Source organism: Sphingomonas natans (assembly GCF_030546695.1).
GTDB classification, from domain to species: domain Bacteria; phylum Pseudomonadota; class Alphaproteobacteria; order Sphingomonadales; family Sphingomonadaceae; genus Sphingomonas_I; species Sphingomonas_I natans.
This window is the reverse complement of the sequence record NZ_JAUOTP010000007.1, coordinates 107,553-123,508: the sequence shown is the minus strand read 5'-3', so window position 1 is coordinate 123,508 and position 15,956 is coordinate 107,553. Positions and strand designations below refer to the sequence as shown.

At 67.3% G+C, this 15,956-nt stretch carries 20 protein-coding genes; 7 read left to right on the top strand and 13 right to left on the bottom strand.

The window, feature by feature from the left end; genetic code table 11:
* Window positions 1-16: 16 nt before the first annotated feature.
* Together Q4F19_RS15295 and rsmI are read right to left on the bottom strand one after the other, a co-directional pair.
* Entirely contained in the window at window positions 17-370 is a 354-nt protein-coding gene (locus Q4F19_RS15295; RefSeq protein WP_303544130.1) for a YraN family protein, read from the bottom strand.
* The gene (gene rsmI / locus Q4F19_RS15290) at window positions 367-1,218 is read right to left on the bottom strand and encodes a 16S rRNA (cytidine(1402)-2'-O)-methyltransferase (protein WP_303544129.1); all 852 of its coding nucleotides are present in this window, start codon (window positions 1,216-1,218) and stop codon (window positions 367-369) included. The genes Q4F19_RS15295 and rsmI overlap by 4 nt, the downstream gene beginning before the upstream one ends.
* 10 nt (window positions 1,219-1,228) lie before the next feature.
* On the opposite strand from rsmI, the gene Q4F19_RS15285 reads away from it, so the two are divergent.
* Window positions 1,229-2,410 (top strand): penicillin-binding protein activator, encoded by a 1,182-nt coding sequence (locus Q4F19_RS15285; RefSeq protein ID WP_303544128.1) that lies wholly within the window; start codon window positions 1,229-1,231, stop codon window positions 2,408-2,410.
* A 141-nt stretch (window positions 2,411-2,551) separates the two neighbouring features.
* On the opposite strand, the gene hemW is transcribed toward Q4F19_RS15285, so the two are convergent.
* From hemW to rph, 3 genes are read right to left on the bottom strand one after another with little or no spacing between them, the layout of a single operon-like run.
* The gene (gene hemW, locus Q4F19_RS15280) at window positions 2,552-3,772 is read right to left on the bottom strand and encodes a radical SAM family heme chaperone HemW (protein WP_303544127.1); all 1,221 of its coding nucleotides are present in this window, start codon (window positions 3,770-3,772) and stop codon (window positions 2,552-2,554) included.
* Window positions 3,773-3,785: 13 nt separating this feature from the next.
* A complete protein-coding gene (gene rdgB, locus Q4F19_RS15275) occupies window positions 3,786-4,406 on the bottom strand; it encodes an RdgB/HAM1 family non-canonical purine NTP pyrophosphatase (RefSeq protein WP_303544424.1) in 621 nt (206 codons plus the stop codon).
* 26 nt (window positions 4,407-4,432) lie between these two features.
* Entirely contained in the window at window positions 4,433-5,149 is a 717-nt protein-coding gene (gene rph, locus Q4F19_RS15270) for a ribonuclease PH (protein WP_303544124.1), read from the bottom strand.
* Window positions 5,150-5,266: 117 nt separating this feature from the next.
* Between rph and Q4F19_RS15265 the strand changes: the two genes are divergently transcribed.
* On the top strand, window positions 5,267-6,115 hold the full coding sequence (locus Q4F19_RS15265) for an amidohydrolase family protein (protein WP_303544121.1): 849 nt from the start codon (window positions 5,267-5,269) through the stop codon (window positions 6,113-6,115).
* Between the two features lie 10 nt (window positions 6,116-6,125).
* On the opposite strand, the gene Q4F19_RS15260 is transcribed toward Q4F19_RS15265, so the two are convergent.
* The 5 genes from Q4F19_RS15260 to petA form a co-directional block, all read right to left on the bottom strand.
* A complete protein-coding gene (locus Q4F19_RS15260; RefSeq protein ID WP_303544119.1) occupies window positions 6,126-6,932 on the bottom strand; it encodes an APH(3')-I family aminoglycoside O-phosphotransferase in 807 nt (268 codons plus the stop codon).
* Entirely contained in the window at window positions 6,929-7,102 is a 174-nt protein-coding gene (locus tag Q4F19_RS15255) for a hypothetical protein (RefSeq protein WP_303544116.1), read from the bottom strand. The genes Q4F19_RS15260 and Q4F19_RS15255 overlap by 4 nt, the downstream gene beginning before the upstream one ends.
* A gap of 205 nt (window positions 7,103-7,307) precedes the next feature.
* Window positions 7,308-8,159 carry a cytochrome c1 gene (locus Q4F19_RS15250; protein WP_303544421.1) on the bottom strand — a complete coding sequence of 284 codons (852 nt, stop codon included), beginning with the start codon at window positions 8,157-8,159 and terminating at the stop codon, window positions 7,308-7,310.
* Between the two features lie 22 nt (window positions 8,160-8,181).
* On the bottom strand, window positions 8,182-9,492 hold the full coding sequence (locus tag Q4F19_RS15245) for a cytochrome b (protein WP_303544113.1): 1,311 nt from the start codon (window positions 9,490-9,492) through the stop codon (window positions 8,182-8,184).
* 11 nt (window positions 9,493-9,503) lie between these two features.
* Window positions 9,504-10,097 (bottom strand): ubiquinol-cytochrome c reductase iron-sulfur subunit, encoded by a 594-nt coding sequence (gene petA, locus Q4F19_RS15240; protein ID WP_431312411.1) that lies wholly within the window; start codon window positions 10,095-10,097, stop codon window positions 9,504-9,506.
* 172 nt (window positions 10,098-10,269) lie between these two features.
* Between petA and hemF the strand changes: the two genes are divergently transcribed.
* The gene (hemF, locus tag Q4F19_RS15235; protein ID WP_303544110.1) at window positions 10,270-11,127 is read left to right on the top strand and encodes an oxygen-dependent coproporphyrinogen oxidase; all 858 of its coding nucleotides are present in this window, start codon (window positions 10,270-10,272) and stop codon (window positions 11,125-11,127) included.
* Window positions 11,128-11,131: 4 nt separating this feature from the next.
* Window positions 11,132-11,734: a GNAT family N-acetyltransferase gene (locus Q4F19_RS15230; protein WP_303544107.1), complete on the top strand. Its 603-nt coding sequence runs from the start codon at window positions 11,132-11,134 to the stop codon at window positions 11,732-11,734.
* Here the strand turns inward: Q4F19_RS15230 and Q4F19_RS15225 are convergent.
* Complete coding sequence (locus tag Q4F19_RS15225; RefSeq protein WP_303544104.1) at window positions 11,713-12,504, bottom strand: hypothetical protein; 792 nt, start codon at window positions 12,502-12,504, stop codon at window positions 11,713-11,715. The genes Q4F19_RS15230 and Q4F19_RS15225 overlap by 22 nt on opposite strands.
* 101 nt (window positions 12,505-12,605) lie before the next feature.
* Here Q4F19_RS15225 and lipB point away from each other — a divergent pair, with 101 nt between their 5' ends.
* The 3 genes from lipB (at window position 12,606) to Q4F19_RS15210 (ending at window position 14,422) form a co-directional block, all read left to right on the top strand.
* Window positions 12,606-13,301 carry a lipoyl(octanoyl) transferase LipB gene (lipB, locus tag Q4F19_RS15220; protein WP_303544101.1) on the top strand — a complete coding sequence of 232 codons (696 nt, stop codon included), beginning with the start codon at window positions 12,606-12,608 and terminating at the stop codon, window positions 13,299-13,301.
* A 94-nt stretch (window positions 13,302-13,395) separates the two neighbouring features.
* Window positions 13,396-13,596: a hypothetical protein gene (locus Q4F19_RS15215; protein WP_303544098.1), complete on the top strand. Its 201-nt coding sequence runs from the start codon at window positions 13,396-13,398 to the stop codon at window positions 13,594-13,596.
* 217 nt (window positions 13,597-13,813) lie between these two features.
* Entirely contained in the window at window positions 13,814-14,422 is a 609-nt protein-coding gene (locus tag Q4F19_RS15210; protein ID WP_303544095.1) for a hypothetical protein, read from the top strand.
* 136 nt (window positions 14,423-14,558) lie between these two features.
* Here Q4F19_RS15210 and queE read toward each other — a convergent pair whose 3' ends face one another.
* Both queE and queC read right to left on the bottom strand, forming a co-directional pair.
* Window positions 14,559-15,203 carry a 7-carboxy-7-deazaguanine synthase gene (gene queE / locus Q4F19_RS15205; protein ID WP_303544092.1) on the bottom strand — a complete coding sequence of 215 codons (645 nt, stop codon included), beginning with the start codon at window positions 15,201-15,203 and terminating at the stop codon, window positions 14,559-14,561.
* Window positions 15,200-15,928 carry a 7-cyano-7-deazaguanine synthase QueC gene (queC, locus tag Q4F19_RS15200; protein WP_303544089.1) on the bottom strand — a complete coding sequence of 243 codons (729 nt, stop codon included), beginning with the start codon at window positions 15,926-15,928 and terminating at the stop codon, window positions 15,200-15,202. The genes queE and queC overlap by 4 nt, the downstream gene beginning before the upstream one ends.
* Window positions 15,929-15,956: the final 28 nt, after the last annotated feature.

Sequence of the window (15,956 nt, the reverse complement as noted above, 5' to 3'; positions counted from 1 at the left end):
CGTTCGGCGAGAAGATTCACCCGATCCACGCATTTTCGATATGGCGCAGCGCCCGGCCTGGCGCGATCAGGATCACGTCGATGCGGATATCCTGGCCCTCGCCGGCGAAGCGCGACTGGAGATAGCCCGCCGCCGCGGCGACGCGCGCGAGCCGCCGTTCGTCGATCGCGAAATCCAGTTCGGCCGCGGTCGCGCGGCGCTTGACCTCGACGAAGGCGACGAGCCCGCCGCGCGCGGCGACGAGATCCACCTCGCCGACCGGCGTGCGCACCCGCCGCGCGAGGATCCGCCAGCCCTTCAGCCGCAGCCACCACGCCGCGGCCGTCTCCGCGATCCGGCCGCTCCGCTCGGACCGTGCGCGGTCCCTCACCCCTCGCCCTTGATCGCGAGCGCGCGCGCATAGAGATCGCGGCGCGGCAGGCCGGTCGCATCGGCGACTTCGGACGCCGCCTTGCCGACCGACAGCCGCTGCAACGCCGCGGCCAGCAGCACATCCGCATCCGCCTCGGTCGCGGGCGGCGCCTCGCCCGGCGGCGCGACGACGATGACGATCTCGCCCTTGGGCGTCGCCTCGGCATAGCGTGCGGCCAGTTCGCCGAGCGTGCCGGTCACGCATTCCTCGAACATCTTGCTGATCTCGCGCGCGACCGCCGCCTCGCGATCGCCCAGCCGCGCCGCCAATGCCGCGAGCGCGGCGCCGAGCCGCGGCCCCGATTCGTAGAAAAGCAAGGTCGCGCGGATCGTGGCGACCTCGTCGATCGCCTCGTCGCGCGCTTTGGCCTTGGAAGGCAGGAAGCCCGCGAACAGGAAGCGATCGGTCGGCAGTCCCGCCAAGGTCAGCGCCGCGACCGCCGCGCAGGGGCCAGGCAAGGTCGTCACCGCATGGCCCGCGGCGCGCGCGGCGCGGACCAGCTTGAAGCCCGGATCGGAGATGAGCGGCGTGCCCGCGTCGGAGACGAGCGCGATCGCCTGGGATCCCATCCGCGCGACCAGATCGTCGCGCACCCGCTCGGTCGAATGATCGTGATAGGGGATCATCGGCCGCTTGACGCCGATATGGTGGAGCAGCCCGCCGGTCACCCGGCTGTCCTCCACCGCGATCGCATCGGCGCGGGACAGCACATCGGCGGCGCGTGGCGACAAATCCTTCAAGTTGCCGATGGGTGTCGCAACGATGTAGAGGCCGGGCTTGAGAGGTTCGGGATCAGCTGACAGCATGAATGCAACCATGGCAGACCCCGGGCAGCCGGGGCAAATCGGCGCGCGCAAGATCCTGCTTACGATCGTCGCGCTGCTCGTCGCGATGTGGCTCTCGGCCTGCGCCGGCGGCCCGCGCACGTCCGCGCCCGCGCCGATCAAGGCACCGCCGACCGCCACCGCGCCGAAACCCCAGCAGGGCCTGCCCGAGGATACGGATCGGCACCGCGTCGCTCTGCTTGTGCCGATCACCGGGCCCAATGCCGGCGTCGGCCAGTCGATCGCCAACGCGGCCGTGCTCGCTCTGGCCGACACCAAGGATCGCTCGCTGCGGGTCACGACCTACGACACCGGCCCCGGCGCTGCCGTCGCCGCGACGAAGGCGCTGGCCGAGGGCAATGCTCTGATTCTCGGGCCGTTGCTCGGCGACGATGTCCGCGCGGTTGCCGGGCTGGCCGCCGCGCGCGGCGTGCCGGTCGTGTCCTTCTCCAACGATACGAGCGCGTCGGCCGACAATGTCTGGCTGCTCGGCTTCCAGCCGGCGCAGTCGATCGAGCGCGTCGTCCGCTTCGCGCGCTCGAAGGGACTGACGCGGTTCGCGGGGCTCGTGCCGCAGGGCGCTTATGGCCGCACCGCGTCGGGCACGCTGATCCGCGTCGCCGAATCGGCGGGCGGCAGCGTCGTCGCGATGCAGACCTATGATCGCTCGCCCGCCGCGATCACGGCGGCGGTGACCGCGCTTTCCAAGCAGAAGTTCGATGCCGTGCTGATCGCCGACAGCGGCCGGGTGACCGTCGTCGCCGTGCCGCTTTTGCGCAAGAAGGCGGTGACCGCGCAGGTGCTCGGCACCGAATTGTGGAATGCCGAGCCGGGCCTGTCCTCGGTCGCCTCGCTGAACGGCGCCTGGTTCGCCAGCGTCGACGATGCGATGTTCGGCCAGCTTTCGACCCGCTATCGCGCGCGTTACGGCAAGACGCCCTATCGCCTCGCCAGTCTAGGTTATGATGCGGTGCTGCTCGCCGTCCGCATCGCGCGCGACTGGAAGGCCGACGCCCCCTTCCCGAGCGACCGGCTCGGCGACGCGGGCGGCTTTGCCGGCGTCGACGGCGCGTTCCGCTTCAATCGCAGCCGCATCGCCGAACGATCGCTCGCCGTCCACCAATTGGGCGCGGGCGGCCGCAGCGTCGTCTCGCCCCCCCCCACGGGCTTCTGAACTCACCCCGTTCGGTTCGAGCAGCTTCGAGCGTAGTCGAGAAGCGTCCGTCGAGAACTCCCACGCGAGACTTCTCGACTGCGATCTCGACTTCGCTCGATCTCCGCTCGAAACGAACGGGAGAGGGGTTAACGGGTGCGCTTAAGCCGCCAATTCCCGCAAGATCGCATCCAGCACGAGCATATTCCCCTCGGTGACCCGCAGCCGGTCGCCCTCGCGCACCAGCATTCCCTGCGCGATCAGCCGCGCCATCCGGTCCGCATCGATCGCGGGTGCGCAGCGCGCGAGCGAAACGCCCTCTTCCAGCCGCAGCCCCATCAACAAAGCCTCGATCGCCTGCGTCGCGGGATCGAGCGTCGCCAGCTCGGCGATGCCGTTCGCCTGCCCGTCGATCCGCGCGAGCCAATTCTCCGGCTTCTTCGCGCGCACCGTCGCCACGCCCGCACGCCGGCCATGCGCGCCGGGGCCGACGCCGAGATAGTCGCCATAGCGCCAATAGGTCAGGTTGTGCCGGCTCTCCTCGCCGGGCCGCGCGTGATTCGAGACCTCGTAGGCGGGCACCCCCGCACCTGCGGTCATGTCGCGCGTCAGCTCGAACAGGGTCGCGCCATGATCGGGATCGACCGGCGGCAATTTGCCCTGCGCGGCGAGCGTCGCGAAGCGCGTGCCCGGCTCGATCGTCAGCTGGTAGAGCGACAAATGGCCGGTGCCGAAGCTTAGCGCGCGCGCTAGCTCGGCCGCCCACTCCGCCTCGCTCTGGCCGGGCCGCGCATAGATGAGGTCGAAGCTCACCCGATCGAAACAGGCCTGCGCGACATCGAGCGCCGCGAGACCTTCGCTCACGCCATGCGCGCGGCCGAGGAAGCGGAGCACCTCGTCATCGAGCGCCTGCAGTCCCAGGCTGACGCGGTTGACGCCGGCCGCCGCCAGATCGGCGAAGCGCGCCGCCTCGACCGAGGAAGGATTCGCTTCCAGCGTGATCTCGATGCCCGGCGCGAAGCCCCAGCGGCGCTCGGCCTCGGCGAGGATCGCGGCGACCGTGGCGGGCGGCATCAGCGAGGGCGTCCCGCCGCCGAAGAAGATCGAGCTCAGCCGCCGCTGCGGCCCGGCCTCCGCCTCGAATGCGAGATCGGTGAGCAAGGCCTCGCGCCAGCGATCCTGATCGACGCCGTCGCGGACATGGCTGTTGAAGTCGCAATAGGGGCATTTCGAGACGCAGAACGGCCAGTGGACGTAGAGCGCGAGCGCGGACGATGGCTGTTCCCCTACCCCGTTCGTGCTGAGCGAAGTCGAAGCACGGGCCGCACGCGCAGCACGTCCTTCGACAGGCTCAGGACGAACGGTATCTAAGGACGTCGGCATAATATCGGCGCGATCAGAGAACCGCCGCGACCAATTTCTTGAACGCATCCGCGCGGTGGCTGATCGCCTGCTTCTCGGCCGGATCGAGCTCGGCGAAGCTCTGCTCGCGGCCCAGCGGAACGAACATCGGATCGTAGCCGAAGCCGATCGTGCCGCGCGGCGGCCAGGTCAGCGTGCCTTCGGCGCGCCCCTCGAAGCTCTCGACATGCCCGTCCGGCCAGCACAGCGACAGCACGCAGACGAAATGCGCGTCGCGGCCCGCTTCCGGCCCCTTTGCGGCAAGCGCCTCCTCGACCTTGCGCATCGCGAGGTTCCAGTCGCGCGTGCCCTCGGGCGTCTCGGCCCAATTGGCGGTATAGACGCCCGGATCGCCGCCGAGCGCATCCACGCACAGCCCGCTATCGTCGGCGAGCGCGACCAGCCCTGATAGGTCGGCCGAGAAGCGCGCCTTCAGCTCGGCATTGGCGAAGAAGGTCGTGCCCGTCTCGTCCGGCTCGGGAATGCCGAGCGACGCCGCCGAGACGGGCTCGATCCCGTAGGGCGCGAGCAAGGCGCGGATTTCGCGCACCTTGCCCTCATTGTGGCTGGCGATGACGAGCTTGCCAGGCTGCAGCTTGCGGTGCGGCACGGGCATGGGCTCGTCGTCGATCAGCTCGATGCTCATTTCCCGACCGCCTGACGCTGGGCGGCGAAGATTTCGCCACAGCCGATGCGCGCCAGGCGCAGCAGGCGGAGCAACGCCTCCTCGTCATAGGTCGCGCCTTCGGCGGTGGCCTGCGCCTCGGCGATATTGCCGTCGGACAGGAGCACGAAATTGCCGTCGGCATGCGCGTTCGAATCCTCGATATAATCGAGATCGAGCACCGGCGTGCCTTCGTAGATGCCGCACGAGACCGCGGCGACCTGCGCCCGGATCGGATCCTGGAGCAGAATGCCCGCCGCCAGCAGCTTGTCGACCGCGATCCGCAGCGCGACCCACGCGCCCGAGATCGAGGCGGTGCGCGTGCCGCCATCGGCCTGGATCACGTCGCAATCGAGCGTGATCTGGCGCTCTCCGAGCAGGCCCATGTCGCAGACCGAGCGCAGCGAGCGCCCGATCAGCCGCTGGATCTCCTGCGTGCGGCCGGACTGCTTGCCCTTGGCCGCCTCGCGATTGCCCCGCGTGTGCGTCGCGCGCGGCAGCATGCCATATTCGGCGGTGATCCAGCCCTGGCCCTTGCCGCGCAGGAACGGCGGCACGCGCTCTTCCACCGAAGCGGTGACGAGCACCTTGGTATCGCCGAAACCGATGAGGACGCTGCCCTCGGCATGGACGGTATAGCCTGGCTGGATCGTGATCGCCCGCATCTGATCGGGGGCGCGGCCGCTGGGGCGCATGGAAGCTCCTTTTATGTTCGTCGTCGCCCTAGCCCTTCGGAAGAGCCGAAGGAAGCGGGAGGCTATGCGACGCTGCCATGCCCGTGGCACTCAGCAGCGGTTCGAACGGAGACATGTATGAAGCGTCTGCTGGCGGTCGCCGCCCTGCTCCTGTTGCCGGTCGCGCCGGCTGCGGCCGAAGCCCCCCTGTTCGACGATCACGTCCATCTCCATGACGGCGCCGCCTCGCTCGCCGCCTATCGCGCTGATCTCGCCAGGGCGGGCGTCTCGCTCACCAGAATCGGCGCGATGTGGTTCGGCGGGCCCAACCAGGCGCTGGCGGGCGACCCCGCCTCGATCCGGCGCGGCAATGATTCGATCCTCGCTCTCGCCGCGAACAATCCCGATCTGCTGCCGATCGCGACCGTACACCCTTATGATGGCGACGCCGCGCTCGCCGAGCTGGATCGGGTCGCGGCACGCGGGGTTAGGGTGCTCAAGATCCACCCGCACACGCAGGAATTCGATCCGGCCGATCCGCGCGTGAAGACGCTTGTCACGAGGGCGGGCGCGCTCGGCCTGGTCGTGCTGATGGACAATGCGAACATTCTGCCCGGCGATAGCGAGAAGCTCTTCAATCTCGCGCTCGCCTGCCCGAAGACCAGGTTCATCTTCGCGCATATGGGCGGCATGAACTTCCGCTTCTGGAATATCCTGATGCCGGCCAAGCGCGCCAAAGGGTTGTTCGCCGACAATATCTATTTCGACATTTCGGCGACGGTGATGATCGTCGCCGGCTCGCCGATCCGGGATGAGTTCGTCTGGACGATGCGCAACGTCGGCATCGACCATATCCTGCTCGGCTCGGACTATCCGCAATATACGCTGCCGCAGACGCTGGCGGCGTTCGAGACGCTGGGGCTGACCGAGGCGGAGAAGGCGCAAATTCGCTACGGGACGGCGAAGGCCCTGCTAGGGTTCGAATGACGGCATCGCTTCAGAAGAATTCATCGAGCATCAGATGGAAGTCGATGCGGTCGCGGTCGGGCACGGTGATGCCATAGCTTGCGAACAGGCGGTCCTGCAGACCACTGCCGAACTCGCCCAGAGAATGCCAGAGGATGGCGAGGTCCTGATAGGGATCGGCGAGGCCGACGCGGCCCACATCGATGCAGCCCGTCACCGCTCCATCCGCGAACAGGATATTGTCGAGCGAGAAATCGCCGTGCGTGACGACCATGTCGAATGCCAGCGGCAGCAGTCCGATAGCGGCGTCCCAAACCCGCTCGGCGCTCCAGCCGGCGCGCGCCTCGTCGAAATGATCGAGAGGGACGAGTCCGGACTCGAGCCGTTCCCGGGCCCGGGCGAGACGGAAGCCGTGGTCGGCCATGAACGGGCAATCGGCGACCGGGATGGCATGGATGTGCCGGATGAAATCGGCCAGCGCATCCACGATCGCGCTGCTCTCGGCCGGATCGCCCGTCAGCAATTGGTAAGCGGTCTGGCCGCGTAACGCCGTGGTCACGAGCCAGGCTTCTTCAGCCGAGCTCCAGAAATGGACGACCGCAGGAACGGGCAGGCGTCCGGCCAGCCAGCGCAATCGGACCATCTCATCGGTGACGTCCGCTGCCGCCTGTCTCTGTCCCATCTTCAGGAACAGATCCGGCGCGCCGGACTTGGCATGCAGGCGAAATGTCGCGCCGCCCGATTCGCCAACCAGATCCCGTGCCCAGCGATAGCCGGCGAGCGGTCCGGCCAGAGCGGGTGGCAGCGCGATCGGCGCACAGGGCTCTTCGCGGATCATCCGACGGGCATCACCCAGACGAGCACGTTGCCCAGCAGCACGACCGCTGCGACGAGCATCAGAATGCCGCGCTTGCGGTCCCGCCGCTTCGCGATCAGCCAGATCCCGCCCCAAACGAGCGTGAAACAGGCCAGCATGGCGATGGAATAAGCGACGGCGCCGGAGATCATGGACGTCGATTAGAGCGACAGGGCTTACGGGAAAAGCGGTACGCTCTGTGAGAGCAGGCGTGTCGGGCGCGGGCGATGCCCCGGGCCTGCAAAGCTCAGCAGCGAGAGCCGCGCCTCGCCCTGCCTGCACGTTGCAGAGCGCAAAAGAAAAGGGCCCGGCGTTTCCGCCGAGCCCTCGATCCTCACCCCAGCCTCTCGACCGGTCTCAGTGCTTCTTGTCGCGCCAGATCGTCTGGTACGAGCCGTAGGCCAGCATCGTCGCGATCAGCAGGAAGAGGAACACCGCGATACCCGTGCGGTGACGATTCTCCAGCTTCGGCTCGGCCGCCCACATCAGGAAGGCCGCGACGTCGGTTCCCATCTGGTCGATCGTCGCCTTCGTGCCGTCGGCATAGGTGACCTGACCCTCGGCAGCGAGCGGAGGCGGCATCGCGATGTTGAGGTTCGCGAAATAGGGATTGAAGTGCAGCCCCGGAGGCGTCTTGGCGTCGGGGAACTTCTTGAGCAGCTCCTCGCCTTCCTCGTTCTTGTAGCCCGCCTGATCCGCATAGCCCGTCACGAGCGAATGGATGTAATGCGCGCCGCCCTCCCGCGACTTGGCGATCGTCGAGAGATCCGGCGGCAGCGCATTGTTGTTGCCCGCGCGCGCCGCGGTCTCGTTGGCGAAGGGCGACGGGAAATAGTCGCTCGGCAGCGCCTTGCGCGTCGTCGGCTCGCCGGTCTTGTCGTTGATCGTGGGGACCTCGGTCGACCACTGCTTGGCGATCGCCTTCACCTCGGGCTTGGTGAAGCCGATCTCCTCCAGATCGCGGAACGCGACGAGCTTCATCGAATGGCAGGCCGAGCAGACTTCCTTATAGACTTGGAAGCCGCGCTGGAGCTGCTGGCGATCATATTTGCCCCACACCGGATTGTCGAAGGAGTAGCTGATCTCCTTCGGCTCGCGATGGAATTCGTGCGCCGCCGTCACGACCGCGGCATCGCGCGGCATGAGGAAGGCGACGAGCAGCGCCGAGACGAAGGCGAGGCCGGCGAGGAAACCGCCGATGCGGACGATCACGTTCGTATTCCCCCTTGGCTCAGTGCGCGCCGCTGGCGGATGCCAGCGTCTCGGCGCCATACGGCGCGCCTTCTTCGGTCTCGCCCTTCAGCACGGCTTCCGTGATGGAATTCGGCAGCGGCTTGGGCACCTCGAACAGGTTGATGATCGGAACGATGATCAGGAAGTGCGCGAAATAATAGGCCGCGGTGAACTGACCGATGCGGACATAGGGCTCTTCCGCCGGGCTCTTGCCGATATAGCCGAGCACGAGCACGTCGGCCACGAGGATCCAGAAGGCGACCTTGTACATCGGCCGGTAATTGGCCGAGCGCACCGGCGACTTGTCGAGCCAGGGCAGGAAGAACAGGAGCGCGATCGCCCCGAACATCGCGATGACGCCCCAGAGCTTCGCCGGCACCCAGAACCAGTTCACCGTGAAGGCGCGCAGGATCGCGTAGAAAGGCCAGAAATACCATTCGGGCACGATGTGCGCCGGCGTCGAGAGCGGGTTGGCCGGGATATAATTGTCCGGATGGCCCAGCATGTTCGGCGCGAAGAAGGTGAGCGCGGCGAACAGCAGGAAGAACACGCCCGCGCCGAAGCCGTCCTTGGCGGTGTAATAAGGATGGAACGGCACCGTATCCTGCGGCCCCTTCACGTCGACGCCGGTCGGGTTGTTCGAGCCCGGAATGTGCAGCGCCCAGATGTGGAGGATGATTACGCCCGCGATCACGAACGGCAGCAGATAATGGAGCGAGAAGAAGCGGTTGAGCGCGGCATTGTCCGGCGCGAAGCCGCCCAGCAGCCACGTGTGGATCGGCGCGCCGACGAGCGGCAATGCCGAGAAGAAGCCGGTGATGACCTGCGCGCCCCAGAAGCTCATCTGGCCCCACGGCAGCACATAACCCATGAAGGCGGTCGCCATCATCAGCAGGAAGATGACCACGCCGAGCAGCCACACCATCTCGCGCGGGGCCTTGTACGATCCGTAATAGAGGCCGCGGAAGATGTGGATGTAGACGACGATGAAGAACATCGATGCGCCGTTCATATGCGCGTAGCGGAGCAGCCAGCCCTGATTGACGTCGCGCATGATGCTCTCGACGCTGTTGAAGGCGATGTCGGCATTGGCCGCGTAATGCATCGCCAGCACGATGCCGGTGACGATCTGGATCGCGAGCGCGAGCCCGGCGAGGACGCCGAAATTCCAGAAATAATTGAGGTTGCGCGGCACCGGATAGCCGGCGCCGACCGCATTATAGACCAGGCGCGGCAGCGGCAGGCGGCTGTCGACCCACTTCATCAGCGGGTTCTTCGGCTCGTATTGGGCAGCCCAGGGAAAGCTCATCGTGTCTAACCTCAGCCGATCTGGACGACGGTGTCGGATTTGAAGCTGTACTCGGGAACCTGCAGGTTCAGCGGAGCCGGCCCTTTGCGGATGCGCGCCGCGGTATCGTAGACCGAGCCGTGGCACGGGCAGAAATAGCCGCCATATTCACCGCGCGTCTCGCCCTCGCCCGCGCCCAGCGGCACGCAGCCGAGATGGGTGCACACGCCGAGCGTGATCAGCCAGTTCTTGTGGCCTTCCTTCGTCCGCTCGGCGAGCGTCGCCGGATCGCGGAGGCTGGCGACCGGGACCGCATCGGCCTCCTGGATTTCCTTCGGCGTGAGGTTGCGGATGAAGACGGGCTGCTTGCGCCACATCGTCTTGATCGCCTGGCCGGTCGCGATCGACGAGATGTCGATCTCGATCGCAGCGAGCGCCAGCACGTCCGCGCTCGGGTTCATCTGGTTGATCAGCGGATAAACCACCGCGACCGCGCCGACGCCGGCGAAGCTGACCGCGGCGATATTGAGGAAATCGCGACGACGCGGGCCGACGCCTGCTTCCTCCGCTTCGCCGATGACCGGCGGACGCTGGTTCGGATCGTCTGACGTTTGCGACATCGCCATTCGCGGAAAACCTCTGCGCTAAACCCCCTCGCAGCCCTATTGATAAGGGCGCGGTTGTGCCCGCTCTAGACGCGCGATTGCCGGTTTGCCAACCGCCTTCCCGCTATTGCGAGCGGTTCGCAACTATTCGAACGCTTGCGTGGCGTAAAGACGCACGCCAAGCGCTCGTTTCATGCAAAACACATCCTCGCCGCTCGACCCCGAACAGCAAAGCGCGCGCGACTGGTTCGAGGCGCTTCGCGACCGGATCTGCGCCGCCTTCGAGGCGATCGAGCGCGAGGCGGGCAGCGACGCCGCCTTCGATTATGTGCCGTGGGACCGGATCGAGCCCGACGGCAGCCCCGGCGGCGGCGGCGTGCGCGGCGTGATGAAGGGACGCGTGTTCGAGAAGGTCGGCGTCAACGTCTCCACCGTCGGCGGCCATCTGGAAGGCGAGTTCGGCAAGACGATCCACGGCGCCGCCGACGATCCGCGCTTCTTCGCGACCGGCATCAGCCTCGTCGCGCATATGGCCAACCCGCACGTGCCCGCGGTGCACATGAACTGCCGCTTCCTTAACACGACCAAACGCTGGTTCGGCGGCGGCGCCGATCTCAATCCGCCGCTGCCCCGCGCCGAGGATACCGAGGATTTCCACGCGACCCTGCGCGCCGCCTGCGAGGCGCATCCGGAGCCGGGCGACTATCCGCGCTTCGCCAAATGGGCCGAGGATTATTTCTGGATCCCGCATCGCAAGGTGCATCGCGGCGTCGGCGGCATCTTCTTCGATCATCTCGAAGGCGATTTCGAGACCAACTTCGCCTTCGTCCGCGCGGTCGGCGAAGCGTTCCTCGACGCCTTCCCGCGAATCGTGCGCCGGCGGATGGACGAGGCGCCGAGCGAAGCCGATCGCGCGGCGTTGCTCGCCTATCGGGGCCGCTATGCCGAGTTCAATCTCGTCTATGATCGGGGCACGTTGTTCGGGCTCAAGACCGGCGGCAATATCGACGCGATCCTGATGAGCCTGCCCCCTGTCGCAACGTGGGAATAGCCCCGTGGCGCTGACCCCGGTCGCCGACGGCGAACTCGCCGCGATCGTGACCTCGCTGGAGATGCGCGAGCGGCCGAAGCCCAGGCCGCTCCCCGCTTCGCCCTTCCGGCTCGTTCGCTGGGCGAGCCCGCCGCCGGAGCGCTACCGGACGCTCTTCACCCGTATCGGCACACCCTGGCTGTGGTTCTCGCGGCTGTTGCTCGACGATGCAGCGCTCACCGCGATCATCGATGACCCGGCCGTGGAGGTCTATGCCGTCACCGATCGCGCGGGGATCGAGATCGGCATACTGGAGCTCGACTTCCGCGTCGCGGGCGAATGCGAGATCGGCTTCTTCGGGCTGATCACCGAGCTTTCGGGCAAGGGCCATGGCCGCTGGCTGATGGCCGAGACGCTGGCGCGCGCGTGGCGGCCGGGGATCGGCCGCGTCTGGGTCCATACCTGCACGCTCGATCATCCGTCCGCGCTGAATTTCTATCAACGTCAGGGCTTTGTCGCTTTCGCGCGGGCGGTGGAGATCTTCGCCGATCCGCGCCTGCTGGGCGTGCTCCCGCGCGAGGCGGGGCCGCACGCGCCGGTGCTGGATCAGCCGCGGCCGACGCGCTGACGATAGAAGCAGGCGACGAGCAGGTAGAAGGCGCCCCATTCGAGCGCGGAAACGAGCGCGCCGAGCAGGGTGACGAGCGTCGCCGCCAGCTCGATCTGCCCGGCCATGCGACCGATCAGCAACAGCACCGAACCGAGCGCGACCTGGATCGCGGTCGCCACGATCCACGCGCCGACGAGGAACATCACCAGCCCGCCCAGCAGCCGCACGAGCTGCCCGCGATACAGGAAGAAGCCCTGCTGGAGGGCCGCGATCGGCCCGAGCGCCTTGTCGATAAGCAGCGGCATGATCAGAACGAGATACAGGCCGGTCAACACCATTCCGACGAGCGTCGCCACGATCAGCAGCCACGGCCCCGATTGCAGCGAGCCGACGAGCAGGCCGATCACGATCAGCACCGCGAACAATATGGCGAAGGCGATCAGGCTCGCGCCGATCCACGCCGGCAGGCGCCGGACCGCGGTCGCGATCGCCTCGCCGACGCTGATCCGCGGAAGCAGCATCAGCGCCATCAGCGCCAGCGCGCCGACGACCGCGATCAGCACCGCGGCGAGCATCAGCGGCGTCACCCAGGCGGGCATCGACTGGCCGAGCGCGCGCATCGCGCTCATCGTCGCGGGCACGTCGCGCAGCAGGGGCGCGACGATCAGCCCGACGATAAACGGCGGCAAGGCGAGAAACGCCAGCGCGACGGGCAACGCCAGCCGCCATTCTGCGAGGACGAAGCGCTGGAGCGCGCGCAAGCCCTGCTCGATCGAAATTGTCTGCACGCGCCGCTCCTGCCGCGATTCGCATCGAAAAGCGAGCATTTGCACGATGCCGTCGCACCCCGCGGCTTGCCAGCCGCGATCCGGCGCCACACATCGGCGAGATGCTAGCCTGCGCCTCCCCCGCCCCGCACCCGTCCGGCCCGCCCCCCGGCGCCGCCGTCGATTGGCGGATCAGCCCCGGTCTGACCGATTATGCGGGCGCGGTCGCCGAGATGGAGGCGCGCGCGGCGGCAATCCGCGAAGGCGGCGCTGCCGAACTCGTCTGGCTGCTCGAACATCCCCCGCTCATCACCGCCGGCACCAGCGCCCCGCCCGAGGAGCTGCTCTCGCCCGATCTCTTCCCGGTCCACCGCTCGGGCCGGGGCGGGCGCCACACCTATCACGGGCCCGGCCAGCGCGTCGGCTATGTGATGCTGGATCTCGATGCGCGCGGCCGCGACGTGCGCTGCTATGTCGCCAAGCTCGAGCAATGGATCATCGCCGCGCTCGGCCGGCTCGGCGTTGCGGCGCGCACCGCCGAGGGACGGATCGGCATCTGGGTCGATGAGCCGACCGGAGGCGAGGCGAAGGTCGCGGCGATCGGCGTGCGCGTCCGCCGCTGGGTGACGCTCCACGGTTTCTCGATCAACGTCGCGCCGGATCTGGCACATTTCGGCGCGATCGTGCCATGCGGCATCGCCGAACATGGCGTGACGAGCCTCGAACGTCTGGGTGTGGCCACGGACATGAAAAGCCTCGATAACGCTCTCCAGGCCGAATTCCCCAACTTTCTGTGGAGTTTATCGCAGGTGCGGTAGACTCTTGAGACGACGGGGCTTTCTGCTAGGATCACGACCGATTTGGAAAATGGCAGCCTAAGCCCGGGCCAAATCACACTAGGGAGTCTGGACTATGCGCACGATCATCAAGAAGACCACGGCTGTCGCCCTGATCGCCGGCGCCGCGCTGGCCGTTTCGGCCTGCGGCAAGACCGAGAACACGAACATCACCGAGAACACGACCGTGACCGACATGAACACCATGGCGCCTGAAGAGGGCACGATGAACGACATGTCGGGCATGGAAATGGGCAACGGCTCGAACATGATGTAAGTCCGTTCTCGGACCAAGATTGATCGGGCTGTCGGGTCACACCGGCAGCCCTTTTGATTCCGGCTCCGGATTTTCGGGCGGACGGACGACACGTCTCGCCGCCCGCGCGCAGGCAGCCCCGCACGGGACGCTTGCCGCGCGCACCGCAACCCTGTTTAAGTCGCGTTTGGGAGAAGGCTTGATGGCAAGGGTTTGGAAAAGCGCGATTCCGGCTGTGATGACGGCCTGTCTCGTCACGGTCTCGGTCGCGCAGCCGGCCTCGGCCTATCTGTTCTGGCGATCGCCGCAGCTGAAGGGCGAGCCGGTCAATGGCGACGAGCCGGGCCTGCTGGTCGCGCTGCCGGGGGCGACGCCCAAGGAGGTGAAGGCCAATCTGCTCTGGGGCCTGCGCGCCGGGCTGAACGTGGCCGCGCTCCAGTGCCAGTTCCAGCCCTCGCTGCTCACGGTCAGCAATTACAACGCCTTGCTCCGCAATCACGTGACCGAGCTCGCCAGCAATTATGCGATCCTGCTCGGCTATTTCAAACGCACCAGCCCAAAGGCGTGGCAGACCGGGATCGATCAGTTCTCGACGCGCACCTATAATGGCTTCTCGACCTTCCACGGCCAACTCGAATTCTGCGAGACCGCCTCGTCGATCGGCCGCGAGGCGCTCGCGCTCAAGCGCGGCGAGCTGATGTCGCTGGCGACCGCGCGGATGCGCGAATTCCGCAACAGCCTCTCGCCCGCGGGCGACATGGTCTTCGCTTACGGGACGAACAGCATCGTCATGCCGATGCCCTCGCTCGGCTGCGTCAACAAGAAGGGCAAGGCGATCGCCTGCTGAGGCGTATCTAACCTCGTTCGGTTCGAGCAGCTTCGAGCGAAGTCGAGAAGCGTCCGTCGAGGACTTCTCGACTTCGATCTCGACCGGGCTCGATCTTCGCTCGAAGCGAACGGAGAGAGTATGTATCGCGCTATCGTCAGCGCACCCCGATCATCTTGTGGTTCTGCAGCGAGAGCCGCCAGCGCGGATTGGCGAGCACGAAATCGATGCATGCCGCCTGCGTATCGCCGAGCCCCACGCCATCCATCGGCTGGACGAGCCGATGCGTGAAGTCCCAGCCCTCCAGCGCGCGCAGGTCGACATCCGCCTGCGGCCAGACGAGCTTGAGTTCGTCGCCCGCAGTCTGGACGATCACCGTGCCCGCCTTCGGGCTGACGCAGATCCAGTCGACGCCCTCCGGCACCGGGTTTGTCCCGTTCGTCTCGATCGCGATCTCGAAGCCGCGCGCCTTCAGCGCGGCGATCGCCTCGCCATCGAGCTGCAAGGTCGGCTCGCCGCCGGTGATGACCGCGAAGGGCCGCGCCTCGGGCGCCGTCAGCCCCTCGGCCCAGAATGCCGCCGCGCGGTCGGCCAGCGCGTCGGCATCGGCGAAGCGGCCACCGCCCTCGCCGTCCACGCCGACGAAATCGGTGTCGCAGAAGCGGCATTGCGCGTCGGCGCGATCCACCTCGCGCCCCGACCACAGATTGCAGCCGGCGAAGCGGATGAACACCGCGCGCCGCCCCGCCTGCAGTCCCTCGCCCTGCAGCGTCAGGAACATCTCCTTGACCGCATAGCTCATGCCGGCGGCGCGCCTGCATAGAGCGTCGGATCGGGCAGGCCGGCCTCCGCGAAGCCCTTGGCGCGTAGCCGGCACGCGTCGCACGTCCCGCACGCCTTCGCGCCCTCAGGCGTCGGCACCGGATCGTAGCAGGACCAGCTGATCGCGGCATCGAGCCCCAGCCGCGCCGCCTCGCTCGCGATATCGGCCTTGGTCATGTGCAGCAAAGGCGTCTCGACGCGGAAGCGATCGCCCTCGACCCCCGCCTTGGTTGCGAGATTGGCGAGATCCTGGAAGGCGCGGACGAATTCGGGGCGGCAATCGGGATAGCCCGAATAATCGAGCGCATTGACCCCGATCCAGATGCTGCGCGCACCGCACGATTCGGCGAAACCCAGCGCCAGGCTCAGGAAGATCGTGTTGCGCGCGGGCACATAGGTAACGGGGATGCCGCCCGCACCGTCGCTGCCGACGCCGTCCTTGGGCACGTCGATATCCGCGGTCAGCGCCGATCCGCCGAAGCGGGTCAAATCGAGGGGCAGGACGATATGCCGCTCGACCCCGATCATCGCCGCGACGCGCGCGGCCGCGTCCAGCTCGACCCGGTGGCGCTGGTTATAGTCGATCGTCAGCGCGCAGACCGACCGCCCCGCCTCGCGCGCGAGCGCGGCGACGACCATCGAATCGAGGCCGCCGGACAGAAGAACGACCGCTTTCTCTGCGGGCTGGGAGAATTGGCTGCTCATGCGCGCCACATAGGGGCGCCGCGCGCGG